The organism is Cupriavidus sp. GW823-FHT06D04, from assembly GCF_058795055.1.
Genome location: NZ_JBXAHL010000013.1, coordinates 129,205 through 155,007, shown reverse-complemented (window position 1 = coordinate 155,007; position 25,803 = coordinate 129,205). Strand labels below are relative to the sequence as shown.

The following is a 25,803-nucleotide window of genomic DNA, read 5'->3' as shown; positions in this document are numbered from 1 at the left end:
GTGATGTCAGCCGCGCACGAGCGGGTATGATGGCTGGCTACGACAGTCCAACCGCATCAGCCAGCCTCACATGATTTCTCAAGAGTTCGCCGGCGCCGCCGAGAGTGGCCAGGCCGCATCGCTCCCGCGCTCAGAGCGCGCCTACCAGCAACTGCGCGCCGCCATCCAGGCCGGCCAGCTGTCCCCCGGCACGCGGCTGCGCGAGGTGGAACTGGCCGAATCCCTGGGCCTGTCGCGCACGCCGGTGCGTGAAGCGCTGTCGCGGCTGGAGTCCGAAGGGCTGGTCGTCAACGAGCCCAACCGCGGCATGATGGTCACCCAGCTCGACGCCAGCATGGTCAGCGAGCTGTACGTGATGCGCGAAGTGCTGGAAGGCACCGCCGCCGCGCTGGCCGCGCGCCACGCCACCGACGTGGAGATCTCGCTGCTGCGCGATATCGTCGAGCGCGACCTGGCCATCGCCGACGATCCCGACCGGCTCGCGCTGAACAACCGGCTCTTCCACGAAACCCTGCACCGCTGCGCCCACAACCGCTACCTGCTGAAGACGCTGCGCTCGCTGCATGAGTCGATGGCACTGCTGGGACGCACCACGCTGGCAGTGCCGGGGCGCGCGCGCAGCTCCTACGAAGAACACATCTCGCTGGTCGAGGCGCTGGAAAAGCGCGACCCGGCACTGGCCGAGCAGATCGCGCGCCGGCATATCCAGCAGGCCTACAAGGTGCGGCTGTCGCTCTGGATCCAGGAACAGTCGGGCAGTTGATCTGCCCGGTGGCAGTCGGCAGTATCAGGCCGCCTGAGTCCGCGCCGTGCGCAGCGTGCCCAGGCTAAGCACGGCCAGCGCCACCAGGATCAGCATCACCGCACCCAGCGTCTGCGGGGCGATCTGCTCGCCGCCCAGCCACGCGCCCATCGCCAGCGCCACCGGCGGGTTCACATAGACATAGCTGGCCGACAGCGTCTGGCTGACCGTGGACACCAGGTACATATAGGCAGAGAACGCCACCAGCGACCCCGCCACTACCAGGTAGATCCAGGCCCATCCGGCCTGCGCGCTGACCGATGCCGGCCACGGCTCCTGCCGCAGCGCCGACAGCACCATCAACACCGCGCCGCCGATCAGCATCTCCGCGGCAAATGCCGCGGCGCCCTGGGGCAGTTCCAGCCGGCGCGCCAGCTGCGAGCCGAACGACCAGCTCGCCACGGCCAGCATCAGCGCCACCACGCCCCCGGTACTGACGCGGAATTCCGCCCCCGCGGTCAGCACCAGGATGCCCAGGCTGCCAATCGCGATCGCCACGTACTCATACCATTTCGGCCGGTTGCCGAAGCAGGCACTCCAGATCAGCGCGAAGATCGGCATCGACCCGATCATCACCGTGGTGGCGCCGGAAGAAATCGTCTGCTCGGCAATCGCGGTCAAGCCCATGCCGCCCACCAGCAGGAACAGCGCCGGCACCGCGCAGTTGCGCAACAGCCGCCACGGCGGCATCGGCGTGCCCCGCCACGCCAGCCAGGCGGCCAGCAGCAAGCCCGCGCACAGGAAGCGCGTGCCCATCATGAACAGCGGCGGAAAGCTCTCCAGCGTAAAGCGGATCGCCAGGTAGGTCGTGCCCCAGACTACATAGGTGATCAGCAGGCACAGCAGGACAAGCGGGGGCATGGTCGGGAAGGCGTATTGCGAAGGCATCCACGATAGCCCCCTGCCGGGTCCCGGCCAAACGAAAAGGTCTGGCAAGCCTTGCGAAAGTTCTTCACAAAGCACGCAAAAAGCCGCGGGCAAAACAAAACCGGCCGCGTCTGCCCGGGCGGGCGCACGTATGGCCGGTTCTACAACGCAGCCCGCAACGGGCCGCAACTACTATGCTGCAAACAACACTTTAGCCGTTGGCGTAGACCACCTTGGCCTTGCGGGCCTGGGTCTGCAGGCGCTCGATCGCGTTCTGGACGAAGGCGATGGCGCGCTTCACGTCGTGGGCGAAGCCCAGGCTTTGCGTACCGAGTTCACGGTCGATCAGGTCGCGTTCGAGTTGGTCAGTCAGCTTGATATCGGATTGGGTGTTCATGGCGTCCTTCCTTTCGGGATTACCCTTATGGGGTTTTCCCTGATTGTAGCAAAAGAATTGTCGCAATGCAGCATTAGGTGAAAGTACGTATGTGGGAGAGCAACAATTTGTTGGCGATGTCACCGAAATCTTGCCGATCGGCAGCGTTGTGCTTGAATCCATTCAGGGCAACGATATGCCTTGTCGATGCACAATAAGAGCACCTTGGATCACCCGACCTCCTCTCCGAGACCGGTGCCGGAGCCGTCCCGTGAGTTTCCGTTCGTTATTCAAAAACGGATGCCGGTATGCCAAGGCCCCAGATCCTGACCTATGTCGACGCCGGGGCTTCCGACTGGACCGCATGCCTGATGCGGACCATCGGGCACCAACTCCATGCCAGCACCTACGAGATCCGTGCGGTGATGGCAGACGACATCCGGCACGACGCCACGCTGTTCGATGGGGCGGTGCTGTTTGTCATGCCGGGTGGCGCCGACCTTCCCTACTGTGCAATGCTGAACGGTGCCCCGAACGCGCGCATCCGGCATTTCGTCGAGCAGGGCGGCGTCTACCTCGGGATTTGCGCGGGCGCTTACTACGCATGCCGGGAACTGGCGTTTCACGCCGGCACCAGGGGCGCAATCTGCGGCCCGCGCGAGCTGAGCTTTGTCGACGCGGTGGCAGTGGGCTCGCTGCCAGAACTTACCGACGGCATGCTGTATGACGGCACGCCGCGTACCACGGCCGCGGTGAAACTGCGCACCACGGACAGCCTGACCGATGTCCCGATGTCGCTATACACCCACTACCATGGCGGCTGCCGCTTTGACTTCGGCGACGCCCCCGGCCCCGACACTCAGGTCCTGGCCGTCTATGCGGATATCGATGGCACGCCGCCCGCCATCGTCAGTTCACGGGTTGGCAAGGGCCGCGCGGTGCTCGCCGGTGTCCACCTGGAGATCTCCGAGCGGGAGTGCAAGGATGCGCTGCGCGGACACAGCGATATGCCTGAACACCTCCATGTCTGCGACCGGCTGGCGGAGACCGGCGATACACGCCTGGCGGTGTTTCGCCGCTTGCTGGCGCACGCGGGGCTTGTGCTGAACTGAGCGGCGCGCCCTACCCTTTGGCCGGCATTCTTAGTGAATTCACACAATGTTGACCAGCCGCGTCCCCGCCGTCAGGAAAGTGCCTGCGGCCGCCTGCCACGTTACGCGGCCGCCGCGATGAGCATGGACTTGCATCTCCATCTTCATGGCTTCCATCACGGCGATCAAGTCGCCTTCCTTGACCTCGTCGCCAACTGCGACCTTCCAGGTCTGCACGGTGCCGGCGATCGGGGACGGCAGGTCGGCCGGGTCGGTAGCGGCGGCCTGGGCCGGCGCCGCGGCGCTGCCTTGCCCGGGCGCGTCGGCGAGGCCGCGCAGCAGCTGCGCCGGCAGGCCCAGCACCATGCGGCGGCCGTCGATCTCGATGGCGGTGCGCACCAGGCTGGCATCGTGCTGGGGCTCAGCACGGGTGGCCGCCGCCAGCGGTTCGGCGAAGTCGGACTCGATCCAGCGCGTGTGGACCCTGAAGCCATCCGCGCCGAGGAAATCTGCGTGGTCGATCACCGCACGGTGGAACGGCAGCACCGACGCCACACCCTCGATACGGAACTCGCGCAGCGCACGGCGCGCGCGCGCCAGCGCCTGTTCGCGCGTGGCACCGGTCACGATGAGCTTGGCCATCAGCGAGTCGAATGTGCCGGGGACCACCGAGCCCGACTGCACGCCCGAATCCACGCGTACGCCGGGGCCCGACGGAGCATCGAAGCGCAGCACCGGCCCGGGCGTGGGCAGGAAGCCGCGGCCCACGTCCTCGGCGTTGATGCGGAACTCGATCGAATGGCCCAGCGGCGCCGGGGTTTCGGTAATGGAGAGCGGCAAGCCATCCGCCACGCGCAATTGCTCGACCACCAGGTCCACGCCGGTGGTCTGCTCGGTCACGGGGTGCTCCACCTGCAGGCGGGTGTTGACCTCCAGGAAGGAGATCGCGCCGCTGGCGCTGAGCAGGAATTCCACGGTGCCGGCACTGGTGTAGTTGGCCGCCGCACAGATGTCGCGGGCGGCGGCGTGGATACGCGCGCGCTGCGCGTCGGTCAGAAACGGCGCGGGGGCTTCTTCGACCAGCTTCTGGTTGCGGCGCTGCAGCGAGCAGTCGCGCGTGCCCAGCACCACGACATTGCCATGCTGGTCGGCCAGTACCTGCGCTTCGATATGGCGAGGCTTGTCGAGGAACTGCTCAACAAAGCATTCGCCGCGGCCAAAGGCAGTGACAGCCTCGCGCACGGCGGAGGCGTACAGCTCTTCAACCTCATCCATGCGCCATGCAATCTTCATGCCGCGGCCGCCGCCGCCGAAGGCTGCCTTGATGATAATCGGCAGGCCGTTCTGCTCGGCAAAGGCCAGTACCTCGCTGGCGTCCGCGACCGGGTCTGCCGTGCCGGCGACCAGCGGCGCACCAACCTGCAAGGCGATCTTGCGCGCTTCCACCTTGTCGCCCAGCCGGGCAATCGTGGCGGGAGACGGGCCAATCCAGACCAGGCCGGCATCGATCACTGCCTTGGCAAAGGCTTCACTTTCCGAGAGGAAGCCGTAGCCCGGATGCACGGCATCTGCCCCGCTGCGTCGGGCGATTTCGAGCAGCTTGGGAATGTTCAGGTAGGTGTCCGCCGGACGGTCGCCGTCCAGGCCGTAGGCCTCATCGGCCAGTCGCGCGTGCAGCGCGTCGATATCGGCATTGGCATACACCGCCACCGACCCGACTCCGTAGTCGGCACAGGCGCGGATGATGCGGACGGCAATCTCGCCACGGTTGGCAATCAGGACTTTCTTCATCGCAAATCTCGGTTGGGGCTTGTGCGCTCAGGCGGCAGACGGTCGCTGCGCCGACGGTTGCAGTTCTGACGGTTGAAATTCTTCGAAGGCGCCGACCGGGTTGAAACGCAGCCAGGCGCCAACCGGAATCTGTCCGGCGAGGTCCAGGTGGTAAGGCGCCACGGCCCCGATCACGGGGTAGCCGCCGGTCAGCGGGTGGTCGGCCAGGAACAGCACGGGTTGGCCGCTTGGCGGCACCTGCAACGCACCCAGGGCGGTGCCCTCGCTGGGTAGTTCGCCGGTGATGGCGCGCTCCAGCGGCACCTCGCCGGCCAGGCGCAGGCCCACGCGGTTGGATTGTGGGGTGACTTGCCAGCGCTGCGCGGCAAGGCGCGTCACGGACTCGGCAGTGAACCAGTCGGTGCGGGGACCGAGCACCACGTCCAGCACGACGTCCTGCTCCACCGTGGGCAGGTCGGCGGCAGGCAAGCCGGGGGTGCCCACGACAGCGCCGGCCGCTGCGGGCAGCAGGTCCAGCACATCGCCCACGGCCAGCGGCGCGGGGCCGACCTTGGCCAGGGTGTCAGTCGCACAACTGCCCAGGACCGGCGCGACGCCAAACCCGCCGCGTGCAGCCACATAGCTGCGGGCGCCGGCAAGAGGCTGACCGATGCTTAGCGTGTCGCCATCGGCCAGCGCCACGGCCTGGTGGTTCGGGACGCTCCATTGGCGGCCATCGGCAGTGCGCACCGTCAGCGCCGCATCGGCGCCGGTGACAGCCAGCACGGTTTCGCCCACGCTCTGCAGTTGCAGGCCGCCGCCCACGGTCTCGAGCGCCGCGCCGTCGCTGCGGTTGCCGACCAGGCGGTTGGCCATCTTGAGGGCGGCCTGGTCCATCGCACCCGAGGCCGAGACGCCCTGCCCAGCCTGGCCGTGCCGGCCCAGGTCCTGGAACACGGTCTGCAGCCCGGTGGCCTTCACCTTCAGCGCCGCGGCAGCAGGCGCCTTGTCCGTCGGCAACGGCTGGCCCGCCGGGGCGCCGGCGGCGATGCCGCTGCCCGCATCGAGCGCGCCATCGAGCGTGGCGATGTCGATGAACCGCACGCGATAGCCGGGCTGCAGCAGCGCGGGCTGTTCGCGATCCAGGTCCCACATGGCCACGGGGGTAACCCCGATGATCTGCCAGCCGCCCGGGCTGGCTTGCGGGTACACGCCGCTGAAGGTGCCAGCCAGGCCCACGGCGCCGGCGGGAATACGCGTGCGCGGCGTACTGCGGCGCGGCACGTCGAAGCTGGGATGGCCGCCGCTGAGATAGGCAAAGCCTGGCGCAAAGCCGGTAAAGGCAACGGTGTATTCGCTGGCGGTGTGGCGGCGCACCACTTCCCCGGGCGTGATGCCAAGCAGCTGGGCCACCTCGGCCAGGTCCTCGCCGTCATAGCGCACCGGAATCTCGACCAGGATGTTGCTGCGCTCGACGCGCTGCGACAGGTCGCGCGCGGCGATGGCCCGTACCAGCGCGGCGGCGCTGGTGGCCAATGGGCGAAAGTAAACGAGGATGGTGCGCGCGGCGGGCACCAACTCCGCCACGCCGTGCAGGGGATCGCGCTGCAGCGAGGCCAGCAAGGCCAGGGTCTGGTCCAGGTCGGCCAGTTCCACCAGCAGCGCATTCGAAGTGACGGGCAGAAAACGCAAAACGAGCTCCGCAATGACCCGGGGGTCCTAGACGTGATACGTGCTGTCTGGCACGTCGGTAATGAACATGTGGCCCGGCGCATGCGTCACGGCGAACGGCACGCCCGACGCCATCACGGCCGCCTGGGGCGTGACGCCGCAAGCCCAGAATACCGGGATCTCGCCCGGCTCGATACGCACGGCGTCACCAAAGTCAGGCCTGGCGAGGTCGGCAATGCCCAGCGCGGCCGGGTCGCCGACATGGACGGGCGAGCCGTGCACCGACGGGAAGCGTCCGCTGATGGAAACCGCATCGGCAACCCGGTGCGCAGGGATGGGCCGCATGGACACGACCATCTCGCCATGCAGGCGGCCAGCCGGGCGACACTGGCGGTTGGTGCGGTACATCGGCACGTTGGAACCGTCGGCAATATGCCGCACCTCGATGCCTGCCTCTTGCAGCGGCGTCTCGAAGGTGAAGCTGCAGCCGATCAGGAAGGTGACCAGATCCGGGTACTCAGTCCACAGGGGCGTGGCGTCCGCCACCTCTTCCACCAGCTTGCCGTCGCGCCACACGCGATACAGCGGGATGTCGGTGCGGATATCCGCCCCTTGCGCCAGCACGGTCTGCTGTGCACCCGCTTCGATCACGTCGAGCACGGGACAGGCCTTGGGGTTGCGTTGCGCGTACAGCAGGAAGTCCCAGGCCCAGTCGCGCGGCAACGCGATCATGTTGGCTTGCGTCATCCCCGGTGCAATGCCGGCGGTAGGCTGTACCGTGCCGGCACGGTAGCTTGCGCGCGCTTCGCGCGCGGCATTCACGGCGGCGATGCGGGCGCGTTCCAGTGCGGAATCTTGCATGAGTGTTGCTCCAGTGTCTTGGATCAGGCGAACGCGCGAATCTCAATGCGCAGCCTCGGCCCCGGCTTCGGCGAGCAGTTCGCGCCCTTGCGTTTCCGGCAACAGCAGGCAGGCAATGACGACCAGCCCATAGGCGCCGGCGGCGAGATAGCCGATGGCAACACCCAGTGACATCGATGCGCTCATATGCCCGATCATGGCCGGAAATATGGAACCGACCGCACGGCCAAAGTTGTAGCAGAAGCCCTGGCCGGAGCCGCGGATATGGCTCGGATACAGCTCCGTCAGGTACGCCCCCATCCCCGAGAAGATGCCGGACAGGAAGAAACCCAGCGGGAAACCCAGCACCAGCATGGCAGCGTCGGTGATCGGCAACTGCGTATAGCAGATCACGAGGAAGGCCGCGCTCACCGCAAACAGCATGAAGCAACGCCGGCGCCCCAGGCGGTCGGACAGCCAGGCGCTGGTCAGGTAGCCGGCGAAGGACCCGGCGATCAGCACCATCAGGTAGCCGCTGGTGTTGAGCACGGAGAGATTGCGCTCCATCTTGAGGTAGGTGGGCAGCCAGGTCGTCACCGAGTAGTAGGCACCTTGCATGCCGGTCGCCAGCAGGCTTGCCAGCACCGTCACGCGCAGCACGCCGGGCTTGAAGATCAGCATGAAGTTATTGCTTTGCCCGGTGCGGGCCAGCTTGGCCCTGGTTTCCTGATACACCTCGGGCTCGGAGATATTGCGGCGGATATACAGGATAAAGATCGCCGGCAGCACGCCGGCCCAGAACAGCACGCGCCATGCGTATTGCTGCTCGAACATGGCATAGACCGCCCAGAATGCAATCGCCGACAGGCCCCAGCCGATGGCCCAGCTGCTTTGCACCAGTCCGACCGCCTTGCCGCGGTGGCGGGCCCGAATCATCTCGGCGATCAGCAAGGAACCGACCGACCATTCGCCGCCAAAGCCCAGGCCTTGCAGCATGCGGGTCAGGAACAGTTGTTCGGGGGACTGGGTGAAGCCGCTCAGGAACGTAAAGAAACTGAACCAGAGCACGGTCAGCTGCAGGATCCGCACGCGACCATATTTGTCGGCCAGGATGCCCGCCAGCCAGCCGCCGATGGCCGAGCTGATGAGCGCGCCCGTCGCGATGTAGCCCGCCTCGGCCTTGGTCATGCCCCACACCAGGATGAAGGTGGGGATCATGAAGGTGTAGATCATGTAGTCGAAGGCATCGACCCCATAGCCGACGAAGGCGGCAAAGAGCGTCTTGCGCTCCGCCTGGTTTGTTTCTTTAAGCCACATGGTTGCGCTCACTATGGATAAGGACAAAGCGTGGACAAAGCTCGTCGCGCTGTCTTCACGACGAAGTTTCGGTAGCGAGCAAGACCGCTATTCAGCGGCCCTGCACCCCAACCGCTGTTTAGCAAAACACATGCCATGTTCATTTATATGCACGTATGACTCAACCACCATGACTTATTGTTGAACAATATTGGTTGTTGTTCGATCGTGGTATACACCTAACTCACGTTTAAGGGCATCCTTCGCACCAATCTTGTGCCTATTGTTCAACAAAGTGAGATAACATCCCCGCACGGGGCATGCCGGAACCTGTCGCCCCGACGCAAGCCAACATGACATCCAGTACTGACGTAAGAAATCTGGCCGAGCGGGTCACGGAGCAGATTCGCCAGCGCATCGTGCATGGCGAATTCGCGCCCGGGCAGCGCTTGTCGGAAACCGCGCTTAGCGAGAGCCTGCAGATCTCGCGCAATACCTTGCGCGAGACCTTTCGCGTGCTGACCAAGGAAGGCCTGCTCAAGCACGAACCCAACCGCGGGGTATCCGTGGCGATTCCCAGCATCGCGGCCATCATCGACATCTACCGCGTGCGCCGCATGATCGAGTGCCAGGCCATCGCCCAGGCCTACCCCAGCCATCCGGCCAGGAAGCACCTGCGCGAAGCGGTGGAAACGGGACTGCTCTGCCGCGACCGCGGCGACTGGCAAGGCGCGGGCACCGCCAATATGGAGTTCCATATGGCCATCGTGGAACTGGCCGACAGCGAGCGGCTGAACGTGATGTTCTCCCACCTGCTCGCCGAGCTGCGCCTGGCGTTCGGCATGCTGCAGGATCCGGAATTCCTGCATGGCCCATATGTCGAGATGAACCAGCACATCCTGCAGTTGTTCGAGTCGGGCAAGCTCGCAGAGTGTGCCGCGGCCCTCAACGACTACCTGGCGCAGTCCGAGCGCATCGTGCTGTCGGTTTGCGCCCGGCACCCGATTTTCAAGGGGCGTTGAACGCAGGCGCAGAGCGTATCCATGCGTAGCTGCTGCGCGCCGGGCCCCGATGGCCACTGCCTGCTCAAGATGTGGTGCCCTCACTTCACGGCAAGCGTAAACGGCAGCAGCAGCGCATTCACAAGCAGCAAGCCATAGACCACCACCACCGCCGCCGGGATGGCGAAACGCGTCCGATCCTGGGCGCGCGCGGTACGGCGCGTCCACAGGAAACCCGCGCCCATCACGGCAAGTCCGGAAAGCAGGCTCTCCACGGCAAGGGCTGCCGGATAGGGCTTGGCCGGGCTGCTGTTCTTGTTCCCGGCAACCGGAGGCGCTGTGGTGCCTTGCCAGACAGGCAGCGCTTCGACAGCGGGAGCCGTCGGCCGTGTTGGTTCGACGGGTTCCGGTCCGGCCGACATGGCAAGCGGCACTGCCGGCGGCGGCTCTTCTTGTACGCGCTGCGTCGGCTCAGGGATCTGCGTTGAGGCCTGTGGGGCCTGTGGGGCCTGTGCGGAAGCCGCCGCGGGCGGCGGTGCCGCCTCCTGGCTGGCCGGGGTAGACCTGGCCGTTGCAGCCTGATTCGCGGAGTCGGACCGGCCCGGTGCGATTCGCATCGAATCCCGCTCCCGCCAGAATTTGGCGAACATGCTTTCCAGGCATCGTACCGAGTCGCAGGCATCGCGCCGGCTGCGCCACGCCGCGATGTCCGAGTCCTGGATCCTGCCCTTGCGCAGCATCCTTTGCTGCTCGGCGTAGATGCGCTCGTAGCGCTCTGACAGCCTGGACGAATCGCAGATCAGATGCCGCGGGCGCGCCCGCGGCCCGGCCTCGTCCGTCGCAAGGTTGCATCTCACCCCGGAGCCATCCGGGTTGTTGCAGCGTACGGGGGATTCGCGCGCAGTTGATTTGCAGACGATGTCAGAGGCCCACGCGCCGCTTGCGGCAGAAAGGCCTGCTGCTATGCCCATGGAAACAATCGTGACCAGGCGCCCTGTGATCCTCTTCATCATGATGCCCCATCGAAGCGGCCCCAAGGCTTCCAAGCTAGTCGATAGTTGCCGGGTATCCCAAGCATGCAATGCGGGGCGCGTGCGGTAAGCCACCTTGCCCCGCACCGACAGCTCCGGATGCGTCGCGCGATGAACAATGCATTGCGAAGCCGCAGCAACATCTCACGCTGCCAGATTTCATGGCATGCTCGATACCCTCCGGTACAGCGTCGCCTTCGATAATCTCCCGAGCGGAATTCTGCACTTCAAAGAGAAAGAGACTTTCATGGACACTTCCACGCCTTCCAGCCACCGCCGCAACCTACTTTCGATCCTGGGCATTGCCACGCCCATCATCCAGGCGCCCATGGCCGGTGTCAGCACAGCGGCCATGGCTGCCGCCGTGTCAGAGGCCGGCGGGCTGGGCTCGCTTGGCGTCGGGGCAATGGACGCGCAAGCCGCGCGAAAGACAATCCGCGAGACAAGAGCGCTGACCGGCAAGCCATTCAACGTCAACCTGTTCTGCCACGCCCCGGCCAAGGCCGATGTGGTGCGCGAGCAGGCCTGGCTCACCTACCTTGCCGCCCAGTTTGCCGAGCACGGCGGGACAGCACCCACGAGCTTGCGGGAAATCTACAAGAGTTTCGTGGCCGACGACGCCATGTTCCAGATGCTGCTGGAAGAAAAGCCAGCGGTGGTGAGCTTCCATTTTGGCCTTCCCTCCCAGCAGAAAATTGATGCGCTACGCGGTGCCGGCATTGTGCTGCTGGCCAGTGCAACGTCCCTGCAGGAGGCCCGCCAGATAGAGGCCGCCGGCGTGGACGCCATCGTCGCGCAAGGCATCGAAGCTGGCGGACACCGCGGCACCTTCGACACCGATGGCTACGACGAAGGCCTCGGCACGCTGGCTCTGGTGCGTCTTCTGGTCCTGGGCACGAAGCTTCCGGTGATTGCCTCGGGCGGCATCATGGACGGGGCAGGCATTGCCGCGGTGCTGGCTCTCGGGGCGGAAGCCGCCCAGCTTGGCACGGCATTCGTCGCCTGCCCGGAGTCATCTGCCGATGCCGCCTATCGCGCGGCGCTGACCGCACCCCAACCGCGCCCGACCACACTCACCCGCGCCATATCGGGCCGCGCGGCCAGGGGCTTCACCAACCGGCTCACGGCACTCGGCATCGCCGCCGACGCACCTCCGGTGCCGGACTACCCGATCGCCTATGACGCGGGAAAGGCGCTTCACGCCGCGGCCAAGGCCACGGGGAGCGCTGAGTACGCAGCGCAGTGGGCCGGGCAGGCAGCGCCCTTGGCCAGGTCCCTGCCGGCCGCGGAGCTGGTTGCGCAACTCAGGTCAGAGCTCAGGGAAGCGATCCTGCGCATGGCTACGTTTGCGGACCCGCAGGACGCAGCCTGAGCGTATCTATAACAATTATTTGAATGTACTGACTGTCGGCTCTACGATGGCGCAAACCCAATGTCTCCACTCCCACGAGGCCCGCCATGCACATCGCCATCCTGACCTTCGAAGGTTTCAACGAACTCGACTCGCTGATCGCGCTCGCCATCCTCAACCGGGTCAGGCGGCCCGGCTGGCGGGTTTCGATCGCCAGTCCGGCGGCCAAGGTGCGTTCGCTGAATGGTGTGGTGATGGAGGCGCAAGCATCGCTGGAGGACGCATGCAACGCGGACGCTGTGCTGGTGGGTAGTGGGATCCGAACCCGGGACGTCGTCGCCGATGCTGCGCTGATGTCGCAACTCCGCTTCGACCCGACGCGCCAGATGCTGGGCGCGCAATGCTCGGGCACGCTCATTCTCGCCAAACTGGGCTTGGTGAACGACGTTCCGGCCTGTACGGACCTGACCACCAAGCCATGGGTAGTGGAGGCCGGCGTGGCCGTGCTCGATCAGCCGTTTGTCGCCAAGGGAAACGTTGCAACCGCCGGCGGGTGCCTGGCGTCGCAGTACCTGGCCGCCTGGTTCATCGCCCGTCTGGAAGGCGTCGAGGCTGCACGCAGCGCGATTGACTATGTGGCGCCAGTGGGCGAGAAGGAGGCCTACGTGACGCGCGCGATGGCGAACATTTCGCCGTTCCTCTGATGCGCGCTGGTGATGTGACTCCGGGCTGAGCCTCCTACACCATGATGAGGCCGTGCCGCATGCCCTGCAATACAGCCTCGGTGCGGCTGCTTGCGCCGAGCTTGCCGAAAATGGCGGAGAGGTGGAACTTCACCGTGTTGTCCGATATGTCGAGTTGGCGCGCGATTTCCTTGTTGCCAAGCCCTTCGGCGAGCATGGCCAGCACTTCAAGCTCGCGTGGGGTGAGCGTTTCGGTCAGAGCCGCGGATGCCGTCTGGCGAGGTGCCCTGCGCGCCGCCAGCAGCCTGGCGAGGATCTCCGGGGACAGCACGCAAAGTCCCGCGGCCACAGCTTCGATCGCGCAGATGATTTCGCTGGGCGTCGCGCCACGCGGCAGTAGTGCCGTGGCGCTGGCTCCCAGCGCCTCATGGATCCATTCGCTGTCCGCCTCGTCGGTGAGCAGGACCAGCGCCGGCGCTGCGGAATCTCGGCCCGCCTCTGGCACCGGCAGGTCACCGGCCTGCGGCTCAAGTTCGATCACGACCACATCCGGCACGTCGCCGGCAAAGCGGTCGGCGATCCCTGCGGTGTCGGCCGCGCTGCCTGCGAAATCCAGCGCTGGCGCCGCCTCGACAAGCGCCTGCAGGCTTGCCCGCGCCTGCGGCGAGACGGCGACCACGGCGACCCTGACCGGGCTCATCGGTGTCATCCTGGCATCCGGCATGCGACGGCTTGCATGAATCTCAGCCGCACGACTTCCGTTGCTGGCGTTCGCCCACCGTGATCGAGCACTCCTTGCGCTCGCCACCCCGGATCAGCCCGATCTTCAGCAACTGCCCGATGCGGTCGCCGCCCAGCGCGGCATGGACGTCGTCCATGTCTTGGCATGGCTTGCCATCCAGTTCGATCAGTACATCCCCGATCAGCACCCCGGCTTGCTCCGCAGGCCCGCCCGCCGCAAGCGATACCACCAGTAGCCCGCGCCCGGACGCCAGATTCAGCTTCGTCACCCAAGACTCCGACAGGCTCACCGGCTGCGTGCCCACGCCAAGGTAGCCGTGCGAGACACGTCCCTTGCTTAGCAGTTCGCCGCTCACGCGCGCCACTGTCGCTGCCGGTATCAGGATGCCAGCGCCAGGCGCGAGCGCCGATGTGCACAGGCCCGTGACCCGCCCCTGCATATCCGCCAGGGCCGCTCCGGAGAAACCGGGGCGCAGGCCGCCGTCAAGCCGCACGAAGGCGTCGAATTGCCCGCCTCGCCAGGTACGCCATGGACCGCCGGCAGTGCCGACAACGCCGAAATCCGCGCTGGTGCCAAGCCGGTCCACTCGCGCCACCGCGAGCACCAGATGGCCTGCCTTCAGGGAGCGCGCATCACCGGTCTCGACCGGGTTCGACGCCACGCCATCGAGCCTCAGTACGGCCAGGTCGGTGCCAGGGTCCCGTCCCACCAGGACGGCCGCCACGGTACGGCCATCGGCCAGGGTGACTTCAATGCCGTCTTCCTGCCTGAGCGTATGCGCGGCCGTGACCACCACGCCGGGTTGCCAGATGACTCCACTGGAGGGAAAGCGATGCCGCCCGTGCACCGCGACGACACTCTGGCCGACGCGCTCGGCAATGGCTGCCAAGTTGGCGGAAAGATCCTGCAAGGGATTTCCGCTGGGGGTTGAGGTTTCCATGGTGATGACTCCTGCCATTTGCTACGTGAACCGATGCGTCGCGCGCCCGGCCAGCTTGAGGAAGCCAGGCAGGCAAGCGCAGACGAGTGGTTTCACAATGACAGGCGCACGACGGCCGCGCACCACCCGGATGGGTAGCTGGTGCAGGGGGACTCGCGCGCGGCGTATGTGTTTGTACGAGCCTTTGTCTTCTCGTCCATTGCTTCCCCATTCTTCGTCGCACCGGTGCGCCAAGTGTTCGCCAGTATCGCCCCGAGCACCAGGGCCGGCAATCGTCACTTCGACCGGATCACTTCGCGTTTCGCCCGGCGTGCCAAAGCGGCTTTTCGGATACCTGGGCCCCTGGCCGCGCTGGCACATGCCGATGGCGCGGACAAGCCCTGCGGATCCATGCGAAAGCCGGCGGCGCGGCGACGAGCGGCGCTGCCTATGCTAGACAGAAGCGGCAACCCGGCCGGGCAGCCGCGTAGTACCGATTTCGTTTCAGGAGATAACCATGAACAAGGGCTTGAGTGAAGAAGGCATGGATCTGCTCTTTCGCGAGGCTCGCACGCACAGCGCATGGCTGAACCAGCCCGTGAGCGACGAAACCCTGCGGCAGCTCTATGACTTGATGAAATGGGCGCCGACCAGCGCCAACTGCTCTCCCGCGCGCATTCTGTTCCTGCGTACCCCTGAGGCCAAGCAGCGCCTGTTGCCCGCGCTGGCGCCGGGCAATGTCGAGAAAACCATGGCCGCACCGGTCACCGCCATCATCGCCTATGACATCAAGTTCTACGAACTTCTGCCCAAGCTGTTTCCGCACGCGGACGCACGCTCGTGGTTCGCCGATACCCCGGAGCTCGCCCTAACTACTGCGAGGCGAAACAGTTCCCTGCAGGGCGCGTACTTCATCATCGCCGCCCGCTCGCTGGGGCTCGATTGCGGGCCGATGTCCGGCTTCGACAATGCCAAGGTCGATCACGAATTCTTTCCGGCGGACCCCAAGGACAATGCCTTCCAGCTCGAATATTTCCCGGACAGTCACGTGAAATCGAACTTCCTGTGCAATCTCGGCTATGGCGACCCTGCCAAGCTGTTTCCGCGCAGCCCCCGCCTGGAATTCGATGAGGCGTGCAAACTGCTCTGAAGGAGGCAGTACCTAGGCCTGTGGCCGCAGTTCCTGCAGCAGCGTTGGTATCAGCTCGGACACCGTGGGATGGATGTGCATCGCGCGGCTGATGGTGGTATAGGGTGCCTTGGCATACATGATGTCGAGCAGTGAGTGAATCACCTCGTCGCCGGTCACGCCGAGGATCGCGGCACCCAGGATCATGCGGGTATCGGCGTCGACCACGACCTTCATGAAGCCCTGGCTCTCGCCCTTCTCCACGGCTCGCCCGACGCGGCTCATGGGGCGAGAGCCGACCAGCAGCCTGCGGCCGGATTGCCGGGCTTCTGCTTCCGTCATGCCGGCGCGGCCGAGCGGAGGGTCGATGAACATGGCATAGGCTGCGATGCGGTCCGTCAGCTTGCGGGGATCGTTGTCGAGAAGGTTGGCGGCGACGATCTCATAGTCGTTGTATGACGTATGCGTGAACGCACCGCGGCCATTGCAATCGCCAAGCGCCCAGATGCCGGGGACGTTGGTGCGCAACTGTTCGTCTACCTGGATATAACCGCGAGCGTCGGTCTCGACCCCGGCCTGATCCAGCCCCAGGTCCTCGGTGTTGGGCACACGCCCAACCGCCAGCAGCAGGTGCGAGCCGTGGACGTCGCGCGCCCCATCCGAACAATCCAGCCCGACGGCAACATGATCGCCTTCCCTGCGCGCGCTCAGGCAGTTGGCATTGAGCCGGATTTCGATCCCCTCGGCTTCCAGGATCTCCCGCACTGCCTGCGACACATCCTCGTCTTCGCGCTGGATCAGGCGCGGGCCTTTTTCGACAACGGTCACCCTGGCGCCAAAACGCCGGTACATCTGGCCAAACTCCAGACCCACGTAGCTGCCGCCGATGACGATCAGGTGCTCCGGCAGGAAATCCACCGCCATCATGCTCGAGTTGGTCAGGTACGGTACCTGGTCCAGCCCGGGCATGGGCGGAACCAGGGCCCGGCCGCCGACGTTCACGAAAATCCGGTCGGCTTCCAGCAGTTCGCCGTTGACCCGCACACCATGCGCGCTTTCGAAGCGGGCGTGCCCCTGATAGACCGTGCCGTTCTCCAGGCTGCGCATCCACTGTTCCACTCCGTTGCTGGAACGGCCGGAGATCTCGTCCTTGCGTGCCTTCACCTGCTTCATGTCGACGGCGACCGGCCCGCCGATGGTCACGCCGTACTCGGCAGCCCGCCGCGCCAGTTGCGCCGCGTACGCGCTTGCGATGAGGGTTTTGGTGGGAATGCAGCCGGTGTTCACGCAGGTGCCGCCAAAACGCGCGCGCTCGATGACGGCCGTTTTCATGCCCGCGCCGGCCAGCCGCGCAGCGAGTGCGGGGCCGGCTTGCCCGGTGCCGATGATGATCGCGTCGAATCCTTGGGCCATCACGATTCTCCTTGCCTGGTACCGCAAAGCCACAAGCTACTTTAGGTGGTAGGACGCTTCCCTGCCAGCTACGCGTAGGTGTCGACGCCCCGCACCAGCAGCCTGGCCAGCCGGGGCCGTCGCAACTGCTCCAGCCACCATTGCAGGGCGCGGCCTTCGTGATCGCCGCGCCAGCCCACATAGAGCGTGTTGGGCTCGCGCGGGTCGGCGGTGCGCTTCTCTACCAGTTCGCCGCGCTGCAGCAGCGAGCCGACCCGGTGCCTGGGCAGCCAGCCGATCCCCAGGGCATCGCGCTGCGCCAGGGTCTTGGCTCGCATGCTCGGCACGGCCAGCAAGCGCTGTCCGCCCACCATGCCGTAAGCGCGGCCGCCCGTGAGGCGTGATGAATCTGCCACCACCACGGCACGATGGCGGGCGATCTCCTCACGCGTCAATGGTTGGCGGGCGGCCGCCAGCGGATGCCGGGGCGAGACCGCAAACACCCATTCGATCACGCCCAGCTCGAACCACCCCAGGTTAGGGATGGCGGGCGGCTCGTTGGTGGCACCGATGACCAGGTCGGCGCGGCCGTCCCGCAGCGCTTCCCAGGTGCCGGCCAGCACTTCGTGCGTGACGCGCAGCGCCACGCCGGATTCCAGCGCGTCGAACGCGTGCATGACGGGCATCAGCGTCTCGAATTCCATCAGCTCGTCGGTCACGATCCACAACCGGTCTTCCCAGCCGTTGGCGACCTGCCGCACGCGCTGTGTGACGCGCGCGACATCCTGCGCGAGCCGGGCGGCTTCTTCTGTCAGCAATTCGCCGGCACGCGTCAGCTGCAGGCGGTAGCGGCGGCGGTCGAACAGGAGTGCGTCGAAGCGCTGCTCCAGCTGCCGCGCGGCGTGCGACACTGTGGACGGCGCCTTGCCCAGCCTGGCCGCCGCGCGCGACAGGCTGCCGGCCTCGCGGATGGCCTCCAGCAGGGCCAGTTCGTCTTCCGACAACATGTGCGACTCCTTCGAACGTGTTCGTCGGATTGATCGTATGGCAAAGCGCAGCGCCCATACTGCAGTCACGCGATTGTTCAAGTTCAACTTTCCAAACCGGAGGACAACATGAATCGCTTCGAAGGCAAGACCGTTCTGGTCACTGGCGGCAACAGCGGCATCGGCCTGGCGGCTGCCCAGGCATTCGCCCAGGAAGGGGCCCGCGTGGTCATCACCGGCCGCGACGCAGCGGCACTGGAAGTCGCCCGCGCCACGCTCGGCAACGAGGCCATCGCCATCCGCAACGAAACCGGCACCGTGCAGGCCGCGTGACCTGGCTCGCCAGCTGACCGACGCCGGCATCCGCCTGGACGCTGTCTTCATCAACGCCGGCATTGCCAAGTTTGCCGCCGTTGCCGACGTGGACGAGGCACTGTGGGACGCCACCTTCAACGCCAACGTGAAGGGCGCCTACTTCCAGATACAGGCGCTGCTGCCGCTGCTGAACCCGGGCACGTCGATCGTGCTGAACGGCTCGATCAATGCGCGCATCGGCATGCCGATGTCTTCCGTGTATGCCGCCAGCAAGGCAGCACTGATCTCGCTGGCCAGGACTCTGTCGGGTGAGCTGGTCAGCTCGGGCATCCGGGTCAATGTGGTCAGCCCCGGGCCGGTGACGCCGCCGCTGTACGGCAAGCTGGGCCTGGAAGCCGACACCCTGTCGGCCACTGCCGCGCAGATCCAGAGCCAGATCCCGCTGGGCCGCTTCGGCCTGCCGGCGGAGATTGCGTCGACGGTGCTGCATCTGTCGGCGCCGGAATCGGCCTTCATCGTCGGTACCGAAATCATCGCCGACGGTGGCATGATCCAACTTTAAGTCAATGCCTTTGCGGGCCGCGGCGTTGAGCGCGGTCCGCGCATGAGGTCGCCCATCCTGCCTGGAGCAGTACCATGAACCAATCCATTGCCTTTATCGTCCATCTGCCGGGCAAGCCCGAGCGGCGCGCCGAGCTCGAGTCGAAGCTGCTTTATGTCCTCGACCAGATGTCGAAGGAACCGGACTTTATCAACACGTATCTGCACCGCTCGCTCGAAGATCCTGACACGCTTGTTCTCTATGAGAACTGGGCCTGCAGCGAGCAGCATTTCAGGGACCACCACCTGAAAGCGTCCTACCGGCGCGAATACGAGGCGGTGCTGGCCGATCTGCTGAAAGCACCACGCACGCTGGAGTTTCTGACGCCAGTGCGCGACTACCAGAAAGCCGGCAACTGAAGCGGTATTGCCCTATAAGGCAGTTGCCGGTTCCCACCCCCCGCCGAGCGCCTTGAATGCCGCCACGGCGGCGCGGGCTGATTCGGTCTGTGCCTGCGCTCTGGCGTCGGACGTCCGCAGAAGACTCTCGTCAGCATGCAAGACCTCAATCAAGCGGACCACGCCTTTCTGGTAGGCGGCAAATGAGGCATTGCGCGCCTGGGTCAGCGAGGTCTCGCCTTGGGCCAGCGTGCCTGCCTGATCTTCACGCTTGATCAGCGCGGAGAAGGCATTTTCGACATCCTCGGTCGCGCGCAGCACAGCCTGACGGTATGCCGCCAGCGCTTCTGCCTCCTGCCCTCGGGCCAGTTCGATCTGTGCATTGATGCGGCCGAAGTCAAACAGACGCCAGCGCAAGCCAAGCACGCCCGCTGCCTGGCTTGCGCCCGCGGAAAAGAGGTTCCCGCTGGCTACGGTTGTGGCGCTGCCCAACAGGGCACTGAGCGAGAATTTTGGGTAGTACTCCGCAATGGCTACACCGATTCGTGCGTTCGCCGCCGCCAGCCGGCGCTCCGCGACGATGAGGTCGGGCCTGCGTCGCAGCAGATCCGCCGGCGAGCCCGTTCCGGCGAGCTGCGGTGCGGCGGGAATCGCTTTAGGGCCGGCCAGTTCAGCGCGATACGTGCCGGGCGGAACACCAAGCATTACGTCCAGCGCATTCAACGCGGCATCGAGGCCTGTCTCCAGCACCGGGACGGTAGCGCGGACCTGAGCGAGCGCGCCTTCGGCCTGTCGTACCTCCAGTTCGGCGGCAAGCCCTTTGCTGTAAAGCAGGCTCACCGTCGAGAGCAGCTTCTGTTGGGTTTCCACTTGCTGCCTGGCGATTGCAATGCGGGACTGCAGTCCGCGCACGGTGATATAGAGATCTGCAGTTTGCGCGGCCACAGCGAGACGCGTCGCGGTCGCGCCCGCAGTCGATGCCTGGTATTCCGCCAGGGCGGCTTCCCGCCCACGGCGCAGCCCACCGAATACGTCCAGTTCCCAGGTGGCGCCGAGATTGGCCTCGTAGCTGTTGCCATACCTGTCAAAGCCAGGCGTTGCATCGAGCAGCTTCCCAAGGGGCGTCTCGATCGACTGATAGTTTCTGGCCACCTGCGCACTGGCGCTGCCCGAAGGAAGCAAGGCCGCATTGGCCACGCCGAGCCCCGCGCGTGCCTGGGTGACGCGCGCCGACGCTTGCGCCAGGTCCAGGTTCTGATCCAATGCCACTGACACCAGCCGGGTCAGCAGCGGATCGCCGAATCCTTCCCACCACGTGACGAGCTCGGCAGAGGATGACGCATGCCTCTGTTCAACGCCGGACTGGCCCAGGTAGCGGTCGGGGAGCGGGGCGTCCGGTTGTCTGTAGTCGGGGCCGACGGCACAACCCGTCGATACGCCGACACTCAGCAGCAGGGCAAGAAAGCGATGGGTAAGCATGGGTATCACGGAAGCCTAGGCAAACAGGAAGTTGTGACTATATTATAAAATGGTCACTGGTTGTCAACAACCATCTGGAGCGTTAAGCTCGCTGCATGACTGAGACCACACCCACTGCCCTGCCGTCCCGAGGGCCCGCCGACCACAATGTCCGCTCCCAGATCTTGGAGGCGGCCACCGAGCACTTCAGCCTGTATGGCTACGAGAAGACGACGGTTTCCGACCTGGCCAAGGCGATCGGCTTTTCCAAGGCTTACATCTACAAGTTCTTCGATTCCAAGCAGGCGATCGGGGAAGTGATCTGCGCGAACTGCCTGTGCGCCATCACGGACGAGGTCGATGCAGCCATTGCCAACGTCCCAACCGCGTCGGAATGTCTGCGGCGCCTGTTCAAGACCCTGGTGGAGGCCGGCGCCCGCCTTTTCTTCCAGGACCGCAAACTCTACGCCATTGCTTCGGCCGCAGCCCAGGAGCGGTGGCAGCCTGTTCTCAACTATGAGGACCACATCAAGCAAGTGGTCATGCGGATTGTTCTGGAAGGCCGCAAGTCAGGGGAGTTCGAGCGCAAGACGCCACTGGACGAGACTGCCAGGGGCATCTATCTCGTCATGCGTCCATATATTGATCCGCTGCTGCTACAGCACAACCTCGATCTTGCCGCGGAAGCCCATGTCCAGCTTTCCAGCCTGATACTGCGCAGCCTCGCGCCTTAAGGCGCACGTCGCAAGCGGATTCGCTTGTGACCATTGACTAAATTGGTCACACGAACAATAATCCAGGTCCAGTCTCGCTTGAGAGGACCTTATGCTTCAGCGCCGATTTGCCTCATCCGCCGCCGCGTGCGTGTTGCCACTTGTATTGGCCGCTTGCGGCGATACAGCGCCCCCCGATCCGCGCAGCCAGCCGCCGCTGGTCAGAATCGGGACCGTTCAGGACCCGGCCGCCACGACACGTTCATTCACGGGAACCGTTGCCGCCCGGGTCCAGGGCGACCTGGGCTTTCGTGTCTCCGGCAAAGTGCTGGAGCGGCTGGTCGATACCGGCCAGACCGTCAAGCGCGGCCAGCCGCTCATGCGCATCGACCCGAACGACCTGAAGCTGGCGGCGCACGCACAGCAGGAGGCAGTCGTCGCGGCGCGGGCGCGGGCCCGGCAAACCGCGGAGGATGAGGCCCGGTATCGCGACCTGGTCGGATCCGGCGCCGTATCGGCGTCGTCCTATGACCAGATCAAGGCCGCGGCGGAGTCGGCCAGGGCACAGCTCAACGCAGCGGAAGCCCAGGCCGATGTGGCACGCAATGCAACTGGCTACGCGGTTTTGCTCGCTGATGCCGACGGCGTAGTCGTGGAGACGCTGGCCGATGCCGGACAAGTCGTCAACGCCGGCCAGGTCGTGGTACGCGTGGCGCATGCCGGCCGCCGCGAAGCCATCGTTCACCTGCCGGAAACCCTCCGGCCCCCGGTGGGTTCCGCAAGCCAGGCGACGCTATACGGCAATGACACCTTGACCGTGCCGGCGAAACTCCGGCAGCTTTCCGACTCGGCGGACCGGCTGACCCGCACCTACGAGGCAAGGTACGTGCTCGAAGGCGCGCTGGCCGAGGCCCCGCTCGGCGCGACCGTTACCCTCCAGATTCCGGAAATCCGCCCATCGAAGCAAGGCGATCTGCAAGTACCGATCGGTGCCCTCTTCGATCCGGGCAAAGGTCCTGGCGTGTGGGTGCTGGACGAAAAACTCAACCGCGTCACCTGGCGCCCGGTGAAGGTCCGCGGTCTGGATGACGACGCCGCGCGTGTCGCGGGTGAACTCAGGGTGGGGGACCGGATCGTTGCCCTTGGCGCCCATCTTCTGCACGAAGGCGAACAGGTCCGCATCGCAGCAAACGGAAGCGGAGCCAACACTATTCCTGGTCATGGAGTGCAGCAATGAGTGGGTTCAATCTTTCGGCACTCGCTGTCCGTGAACGGTCTGTCACGCTGTTCCTGATCATCCTGGTGTCGCTGGCAGGCGTTATCGCCTTCTTCCAGCTGGGCCGGGCGGAAGATCCCGCCTTCACGGTGAAAACCATGACCGTCATCACGGCCTGGCCGGGAGCGACGGCGCAGGAGATGCAGGACCAGGTGGTGGAAAGGCTGGAGAAGCGCATGCAGGAACTGCGCTGGTATGACCGCACGGAAACGTACACGCGGCCTGGCCTGGCGTTCACCACAGTGACCCTGCTCGATAGCACACCGCCTTCGGAGGTCCAGGAAGAGTTCTATCAGGCGCGCAAGAAACTCAGGGACGAGTCGGGTAGCCTGCCTGCCGGCGTGATCGGCCCGATCGTAAACGACGAGTATTCGGACGTGACCTTCGCGCTGTTTGCGTTGAAGGCAAAAGGCGAGCCACAGCGGGTGCTGGTCCGCGACGCCGAAACGCTGCGGCAGCGCCTTTTGCACGTCGCGGGTGTGAAGAAGGTGAACATCATCGGGGAACAGTCCGAACGCATCTTCGTTTCCTTTTCCCATGATCGCCTGGCCACCTTGGGTATCTCGCCACAGGACATCTTCTCCGCCCTGAACGGCCAGAACGCCCTCACGCCGGCCGGCTCGATCGACACCTCGGGTCCCCAGGTTTTCATTCGCCTCGACGGCGCCTTCGACAAACTGCAGAAGATCCGCGACACGCCGGTTGTGGCGCAGGGTCGGACGCTCAAGCTTTCGGATGTCGCCACGGTTGAACGCGGCTATGAGGATCCGGCGACCTTCCTGATCCGCAACAATGGCGAGCCCGCACTGCTGCTGGGCATCGTCATGCGCGACGGCTGGAACGGCCTGGACCTGGGCAAGGCGCTGGACACGGAAGTGTCTGCAATCAATGAAGCGTTGCCGCTGGGCATGAGCCTGACCAAAGTGACCGATCAGTCCGTCAACATCAGCGCATCGGTCGATGAGTTCATGGTCAAGTTCTTTGTCGCCCTGCTGGTGGTGCTGGCGGTGTGTTTCCTGAGCATGGGCTGGCGTGTCGGCATCGTCGTGGCAGCGGCTGTGCCGCTGACGCTGGCCGCAGTGTTCGTCGTCATGGCGGCCACTGGCAAGAACTTTGACCGCATTACCCTGGGCGCGCTGATTCTTGCGCTGGGACTGCTGGTGGACGATGCCATCATCGCGATCGAGATGATGGTGGTCAAGATGGAGGAAGGCTACAGCCGCGTTGCCGCCTCCGCCTATGCCTGGAGCCACACTGCCGCGCCGATGCTGTCCGGCACGCTGGTGACGGCGGTGGGCTTCATGCCCAACGGCTTTGCCCGTTCCACGGCCGGCGAATACACCAGCAACATGTTCTGGATCGTGGGCATTGCACTGGTCGTGTCCTGGATCGTCGCCGTCGCCTTCACGCCTTATCTGGGCGTCAAGATGCTGCCTGAGATCGGCAGGGCCGAAGGCGGCCACGATGCCATCTACGGCACCTTGAACTACAACCGCTTCCGACGCCTGCTAGGGCGCGTCATCCAGCGCAAATGGATCGTGGCCGCCGTCGTGGTTGGCAGCTTTGTGGTGTCCGTGCTGGGCATGGGCATAGTAAAAAAGCAATTCTTCCCGACTTCCGACCGCCCCGAGGTGCTGGTCGAAGTCCAGATGCCTTATGGCACTTCCATCGCCCAGACCAGCGCGGCCACGTCCAAGGTGGAAGCGTGGCTCGCCAGGCAGGCAGAGGCGAAGATCGTGACGGCCTACATCGGCCAGGGCGCGCCCCGGTTTTATCTCGCCATGTCGCCCGAGCTGCCGGATCCCTCCTTTGCGAAGATCGTGGTGCGGACTGAGAACCAGGACGAACGCGAGGCGCTGAAGCTCAGGCTGCGCCAGGCGATCGCCGCCGGACTGGCGCCGGAGGCCCGCGTGCGCGTCAATCAACTGGTATTCGGTCCTTACTCGCCCTTCCCGGTGGCATTCCGCGTCGCCGGGCCGGATCCGGACAAGCTGCGTGGCATTGCGGCGGACGTGCGCCGGGTGATGGATGCCAGCCCGCTGATGAGAACCGTCAATACCGACTGGGGACCGCGTGCGCCCGCCTTGCACTTTACGCTGCAGCAGGATCGGCTGCAGGCCGTCGGCCTGACTTCCAGCGGCGTCGCCCAACAATTGCAGCTTCTCCTCAACGGCCTGCCGGTCACCGAAGTCCGCGAGGACATTCGCTCGGTGCAGGTCCTTGCACGCGCCGCGGGAGACATACGCCTGGACCCGGAGAAGATTTCCGGCTTCACGTTGACCGGTGCGGCAGGACAGCGCATTCCGCTCTCGCAGGTAGGCACCGTCGATGTGCGCATGGAAGACCCGATCCTGCGCCGGCGCGACCGAACACCTACCATTACGGTGCGCGGCGACATCGCCGAGGGGCTGCAGCCACCCGATGTGTCCGCGGCCGTCCTGCAGCAACTGCAGCCGATCATCGCCAGGCTGCCGGCCGGCTACCGGATCGAGCAGGCAGGCGCCACCGAGGAATCCGACAAGGCCACCAAGGCCCTGCTGCCGCTGTTCCCGATCATGCTTGCCCTGACCTTGCTGATCATCATCCTGCAAGTGCGTTCGATCTCAGCCATGGTCATGGTGCTTGCCACCAGTCCGCTGGGACTGATCGGCGTAGTCCCGACCTTGCTGCTGTTCCGGCAGCCATTCGGCATCAACGCCCTGGTCGGCCTGATCGCACTGTCCGGCATCCTGATGCGCAACACGCTGATCCTGATCGGGCAGATCCACCAGAACAAGCGCGCGGGACTGGCGCCGTTCGACGCTGTTGTCGAAGCCACGGTGCAACGTGCCCGGCCAGTGATCCTGACCGCGCTGGCGGCTATCCTGGCCTTTATACCGTTGACGCATTCAGTGTTCTGGGGGACGCTGGCTTACACGCTGATCGGCGGCACCTTCGCCGGCACGGTGCTGACGCTGGTGTTCCTGCCAGCGATGTATGCCATCTGGTACCGGATCAGGATGCCTGCCAATGCGAACGAGATGACGCCCGCGGATTTGAACGACAGCGGCGTGAACACGCCCGCGGCCACCACTTGATCCGACAGGCCGCGGCCGTCAGCGCGAGGCCGCGGCCGGTTGGTGGCGACAAAAAGCAGTGTGGGCGCTACCGCGCCC

At 65.3% G+C, this 25,803-nt stretch carries 22 protein-coding genes and 1 pseudogene; 11 read left to right on the top strand and 12 right to left on the bottom strand.

Annotated elements, in window-relative coordinates; translation table 11 throughout:
- Positions 1–70: 70 nt before the first annotated feature.
- Entirely contained in the window at positions 71–763 is a 693-nt protein-coding gene (locus AC1Q7H_RS18285) for a GntR family transcriptional regulator (RefSeq protein ID WP_013953340.1), read from the top strand.
- A 24-nt stretch (positions 764–787) separates the two neighbouring features.
- On the opposite strand, the gene AC1Q7H_RS18280 is transcribed toward AC1Q7H_RS18285, so the two are convergent.
- Together AC1Q7H_RS18280 and AC1Q7H_RS18275 are read right to left on the bottom strand one after the other, a co-directional pair.
- Positions 788–1,663 (bottom strand): EamA family transporter, encoded by an 876-nt coding sequence (locus tag AC1Q7H_RS18280; protein ID WP_492381536.1) that lies wholly within the window; start codon positions 1,661–1,663, stop codon positions 788–790.
- Between the two features lie 217 nt (positions 1,664–1,880).
- A complete protein-coding gene (locus AC1Q7H_RS18275; RefSeq protein WP_492378129.1) occupies positions 1,881–2,066 on the bottom strand; it encodes a hypothetical protein in 186 nt (61 codons plus the stop codon).
- A gap of 287 nt (positions 2,067–2,353) precedes the next feature.
- Here AC1Q7H_RS18275 and AC1Q7H_RS18270 point away from each other — a divergent pair, with 287 nt between their 5' ends.
- Entirely contained in the window at positions 2,354–3,157 is an 804-nt protein-coding gene (locus AC1Q7H_RS18270) for a BPL-N domain-containing protein (protein ID WP_013953343.1), read from the top strand.
- Between the two features lie 39 nt (positions 3,158–3,196).
- Here AC1Q7H_RS18270 and AC1Q7H_RS18265 read toward each other — a convergent pair whose 3' ends face one another.
- The 4 genes from AC1Q7H_RS18265 to AC1Q7H_RS18250 are packed head-to-tail and all read right to left on the bottom strand — an operon-like array spanning position 3,197 to position 8,734.
- Positions 3,197–4,927, bottom strand: coding sequence for an acetyl/propionyl/methylcrotonyl-CoA carboxylase subunit alpha (locus AC1Q7H_RS18265; RefSeq protein WP_013953344.1), 1,731 nt, complete (start codon positions 4,925–4,927; stop codon positions 3,197–3,199).
- Positions 4,928–4,954: 27 nt separating this feature from the next.
- On the bottom strand, positions 4,955–6,598 hold the full coding sequence (gene pxpB, locus AC1Q7H_RS18260) for a 5-oxoprolinase subunit PxpB (protein ID WP_153953436.1): 1,644 nt from the start codon (positions 6,596–6,598) through the stop codon (positions 4,955–4,957).
- A gap of 27 nt (positions 6,599–6,625) precedes the next feature.
- Entirely contained in the window at positions 6,626–7,438 is an 813-nt protein-coding gene (locus AC1Q7H_RS18255; protein WP_153953435.1) for a putative hydro-lyase, read from the bottom strand.
- 42 nt (positions 7,439–7,480) lie between these two features.
- Positions 7,481–8,734 (bottom strand): MFS transporter, encoded by a 1,254-nt coding sequence (locus AC1Q7H_RS18250; RefSeq protein WP_013953347.1) that lies wholly within the window; start codon positions 8,732–8,734, stop codon positions 7,481–7,483.
- A gap of 332 nt (positions 8,735–9,066) precedes the next feature.
- Between AC1Q7H_RS18250 and AC1Q7H_RS18245 the strand changes: the two genes are divergently transcribed.
- Positions 9,067–9,735: a GntR family transcriptional regulator gene (locus AC1Q7H_RS18245; RefSeq protein ID WP_492381528.1), complete on the top strand. Its 669-nt coding sequence runs from the start codon at positions 9,067–9,069 to the stop codon at positions 9,733–9,735.
- A gap of 80 nt (positions 9,736–9,815) precedes the next feature.
- Here the strand turns inward: AC1Q7H_RS18245 and AC1Q7H_RS18240 are convergent, their stop codons facing one another.
- Complete coding sequence (locus tag AC1Q7H_RS18240) at positions 9,816–10,454, bottom strand: hypothetical protein (protein WP_492381527.1); 639 nt, start codon at positions 10,452–10,454, stop codon at positions 9,816–9,818.
- Positions 10,455–10,992: 538 nt separating this feature from the next.
- On the opposite strand from AC1Q7H_RS18240, the gene AC1Q7H_RS18235 reads away from it, so the two are divergent.
- Entirely contained in the window at positions 10,993–12,117 is a 1,125-nt protein-coding gene (locus AC1Q7H_RS18235; protein ID WP_492378109.1) for an NAD(P)H-dependent flavin oxidoreductase, read from the top strand.
- Positions 12,118–12,203: 86 nt separating this feature from the next.
- Positions 12,204–12,800 carry a DJ-1/PfpI family protein gene (locus tag AC1Q7H_RS18230; protein ID WP_492378108.1) on the top strand — a complete coding sequence of 199 codons (597 nt, stop codon included), beginning with the start codon at positions 12,204–12,206 and terminating at the stop codon, positions 12,798–12,800.
- Between the two features lie 34 nt (positions 12,801–12,834).
- Here the strand turns inward: AC1Q7H_RS18230 and AC1Q7H_RS18225 are convergent, their stop codons facing one another.
- Together AC1Q7H_RS18225 and AC1Q7H_RS18220 are read right to left on the bottom strand one after the other, a co-directional pair.
- A complete protein-coding gene (locus AC1Q7H_RS18225; RefSeq protein WP_153953432.1) occupies positions 12,835–13,479 on the bottom strand; it encodes a response regulator transcription factor in 645 nt (214 codons plus the stop codon).
- Between the two features lie 43 nt (positions 13,480–13,522).
- Positions 13,523–14,461 (bottom strand): S1C family serine protease, encoded by a 939-nt coding sequence (locus AC1Q7H_RS18220; protein WP_153953431.1) that lies wholly within the window; start codon positions 14,459–14,461, stop codon positions 13,523–13,525.
- A 496-nt stretch (positions 14,462–14,957) separates the two neighbouring features.
- Between AC1Q7H_RS18220 and AC1Q7H_RS18215 the strand changes: the two genes are divergently transcribed.
- The gene (locus AC1Q7H_RS18215) at positions 14,958–15,590 is read left to right on the top strand and encodes a malonic semialdehyde reductase (RefSeq protein ID WP_153953430.1); all 633 of its coding nucleotides are present in this window, start codon (positions 14,958–14,960) and stop codon (positions 15,588–15,590) included.
- 12 nt (positions 15,591–15,602) lie between these two features.
- On the opposite strand, the gene AC1Q7H_RS18210 is transcribed toward AC1Q7H_RS18215, so the two are convergent.
- Together AC1Q7H_RS18210 and AC1Q7H_RS18205 are read right to left on the bottom strand one after the other, a co-directional pair.
- Complete coding sequence (locus AC1Q7H_RS18210) at positions 15,603–16,982, bottom strand: FAD-containing oxidoreductase (RefSeq protein WP_153953429.1); 1,380 nt, start codon at positions 16,980–16,982, stop codon at positions 15,603–15,605.
- Positions 16,983–17,050: 68 nt separating this feature from the next.
- On the bottom strand, positions 17,051–17,968 hold the full coding sequence (locus AC1Q7H_RS18205) for a LysR family transcriptional regulator (protein WP_211981727.1): 918 nt from the start codon (positions 17,966–17,968) through the stop codon (positions 17,051–17,053).
- Positions 17,969–18,076: 108 nt separating this feature from the next.
- Here AC1Q7H_RS18205 and AC1Q7H_RS18200 point away from each other — a divergent pair.
- Positions 18,077–18,824: pseudogene (locus AC1Q7H_RS18200) on the top strand (SDR family oxidoreductase).
- Positions 18,825–18,898: 74 nt separating this feature from the next.
- A complete protein-coding gene (locus AC1Q7H_RS18195; protein ID WP_211981728.1) occupies positions 18,899–19,222 on the top strand; it encodes a putative quinol monooxygenase in 324 nt (107 codons plus the stop codon).
- Between the two features lie 12 nt (positions 19,223–19,234).
- On the opposite strand, the gene AC1Q7H_RS18190 is transcribed toward AC1Q7H_RS18195, so the two are convergent.
- Positions 19,235–20,680 carry an efflux transporter outer membrane subunit gene (locus tag AC1Q7H_RS18190; RefSeq protein ID WP_492378106.1) on the bottom strand — a complete coding sequence of 482 codons (1,446 nt, stop codon included), beginning with the start codon at positions 20,678–20,680 and terminating at the stop codon, positions 19,235–19,237.
- A 95-nt stretch (positions 20,681–20,775) separates the two neighbouring features.
- Between AC1Q7H_RS18190 and AC1Q7H_RS18185 the strand changes: the two genes are divergently transcribed.
- The 3 genes from AC1Q7H_RS18185 (at position 20,776) to AC1Q7H_RS18175 (ending at position 25,725) form a co-directional block, all read left to right on the top strand.
- Positions 20,776–21,393 (top strand): TetR/AcrR family transcriptional regulator, encoded by a 618-nt coding sequence (locus tag AC1Q7H_RS18185; RefSeq protein ID WP_492378105.1) that lies wholly within the window; start codon positions 20,776–20,778, stop codon positions 21,391–21,393.
- 91 nt (positions 21,394–21,484) lie between these two features.
- Positions 21,485–22,609, top strand: a complete 1,125-nt coding sequence (locus AC1Q7H_RS18180; protein WP_492378104.1) for an efflux RND transporter periplasmic adaptor subunit — start codon at positions 21,485–21,487, stop codon at positions 22,607–22,609.
- Positions 22,606–25,725: an efflux RND transporter permease subunit gene (locus AC1Q7H_RS18175; protein WP_492381526.1), complete on the top strand. Its 3,120-nt coding sequence runs from the start codon at positions 22,606–22,608 to the stop codon at positions 25,723–25,725. Before AC1Q7H_RS18180 ends, AC1Q7H_RS18175 begins: the two co-directional genes overlap by 4 nt.
- Positions 25,726–25,803: the final 78 nt, after the last annotated feature.

Bases quoted from the DNA above. Each gene is read 5' to 3' on its own strand.
- AC1Q7H_RS18195 (WP_211981728.1), top strand. From the start codon at position 18,899: ATGAACCAATCCATTGCCTTTATCGTCCATCTGCCGGGCAAGCCCGAG.
- AC1Q7H_RS18250 (WP_013953347.1), bottom strand. From the start codon at position 8,734: ATGTGGCTTAAAGAAACAAACCAGGCGGAGCGCAAGACGCTCTTTGCC.
- AC1Q7H_RS18175 (WP_492381526.1), top strand. From the start codon at position 22,606: ATGAGTGGGTTCAATCTTTCGGCACTCGCTGTCCGTGAACGGTCTGTC.
- AC1Q7H_RS18245 (WP_492381528.1), top strand. From the start codon at position 9,067: ATGACATCCAGTACTGACGTAAGAAATCTGGCCGAGCGGGTCACGGAG.
- AC1Q7H_RS18215 (WP_153953430.1), top strand. From the start codon at position 14,958: ATGAACAAGGGCTTGAGTGAAGAAGGCATGGATCTGCTCTTTCGCGAG.
- AC1Q7H_RS18280 (WP_492381536.1), bottom strand. From the start codon at position 1,663: ATGCCCCCGCTTGTCCTGCTGTGCCTGCTGATCACCTATGTAGTCTGG.
- AC1Q7H_RS18230 (WP_492378108.1), top strand. From the start codon at position 12,204: ATGCACATCGCCATCCTGACCTTCGAAGGTTTCAACGAACTCGACTCG.
- AC1Q7H_RS18265 (WP_013953344.1), bottom strand. From the start codon at position 4,927: ATGAAGAAAGTCCTGATTGCCAACCGTGGCGAGATTGCCGTCCGCATC.
- AC1Q7H_RS18210 (WP_153953429.1), bottom strand. From the start codon at position 16,982: ATGGCCCAAGGATTCGACGCGATCATCATCGGCACCGGGCAAGCCGGC.
- AC1Q7H_RS18185 (WP_492378105.1), top strand. From the start codon at position 20,776: ATGACTGAGACCACACCCACTGCCCTGCCGTCCCGAGGGCCCGCCGAC.
- AC1Q7H_RS18270 (WP_013953343.1), top strand. From the start codon at position 2,354: ATGCCAAGGCCCCAGATCCTGACCTATGTCGACGCCGGGGCTTCCGAC.
- AC1Q7H_RS18240 (WP_492381527.1), bottom strand. From the start codon at position 10,454: ATGCTGCGCAAGGGCAGGATCCAGGACTCGGACATCGCGGCGTGGCGC.
- AC1Q7H_RS18235 (WP_492378109.1), top strand. From the start codon at position 10,993: ATGGACACTTCCACGCCTTCCAGCCACCGCCGCAACCTACTTTCGATC.
- AC1Q7H_RS18180 (WP_492378104.1), top strand. From the start codon at position 21,485: ATGCTTCAGCGCCGATTTGCCTCATCCGCCGCCGCGTGCGTGTTGCCA.
- AC1Q7H_RS18205 (WP_211981727.1), bottom strand. From the start codon at position 17,968: ATGTTGTCGGAAGACGAACTGGCCCTGCTGGAGGCCATCCGCGAGGCC.
- AC1Q7H_RS18255 (WP_153953435.1), bottom strand. From the start codon at position 7,438: ATGCAAGATTCCGCACTGGAACGCGCCCGCATCGCCGCCGTGAATGCC.
- AC1Q7H_RS18190 (WP_492378106.1), bottom strand. From the start codon at position 20,680: ATGCTTACCCATCGCTTTCTTGCCCTGCTGCTGAGTGTCGGCGTATCG.
- AC1Q7H_RS18275 (WP_492378129.1), bottom strand. From the start codon at position 2,066: ATGAACACCCAATCCGATATCAAGCTGACTGACCAACTCGAACGCGAC.
- AC1Q7H_RS18285 (WP_013953340.1), top strand. From the start codon at position 71: ATGATTTCTCAAGAGTTCGCCGGCGCCGCCGAGAGTGGCCAGGCCGCA.
- AC1Q7H_RS18225 (WP_153953432.1), bottom strand. From the start codon at position 13,479: ATGAGCCCGGTCAGGGTCGCCGTGGTCGCCGTCTCGCCGCAGGCGCGG.
- AC1Q7H_RS18220 (WP_153953431.1), bottom strand. From the start codon at position 14,461: ATGGAAACCTCAACCCCCAGCGGAAATCCCTTGCAGGATCTTTCCGCC.